This is a genomic window from Pseudoalteromonas sp. 20-MNA-CIBAN-0454 (genome assembly GCF_040308685.1).
In the GTDB taxonomy this organism is placed as follows: Bacteria; Pseudomonadota; Gammaproteobacteria; order Enterobacterales; family Alteromonadaceae; genus Pseudoalteromonas; species Pseudoalteromonas nigrifaciens.
Genome location: NZ_JBEOOB010000150.1, coordinates 1 through 283, shown reverse-complemented (window position 1 = coordinate 283; position 283 = coordinate 1). Strand labels below are relative to the sequence as shown.

The window sequence follows — 283 nt, the reverse complement described above, 5'->3', positions numbered from 1 at the left end:
GGCCACGGCGATCACGGGCAGGCGGCCGGACTGGCCGCGCTCGCGCTGTCGTTGCTCACGCCGCAGATCCCGCTGGTCTTCGACGAAACCGCGCGCGACGTCGATCGTGCGCATTTCGTGCAGTCGGCGCTCGCGGTGCGCGCCAAGCTGATCGCGCCAAGGCTGTCCGATTGCCGGCCGCAGGACGCACGCGCGCTGAAGGCGGACGGCGACGGCGATGCCGACGCGCTGTGCGCATCGTGGCGGCTCGCCGACGACGAAACCTTGACGATCGCGTTGAACC

At 71.0% G+C, this 283-nt stretch carries 1 protein-coding gene; it reads left to right on the top strand.

The genetic code is table 11. From position 1 onward, the window contains the following. Positions 1 to 283 (top strand): DUF3459 domain-containing protein (locus tag AAEZ22_RS18330; protein WP_352298453.1); only part of this gene is annotated, 283 nt, incomplete at both ends.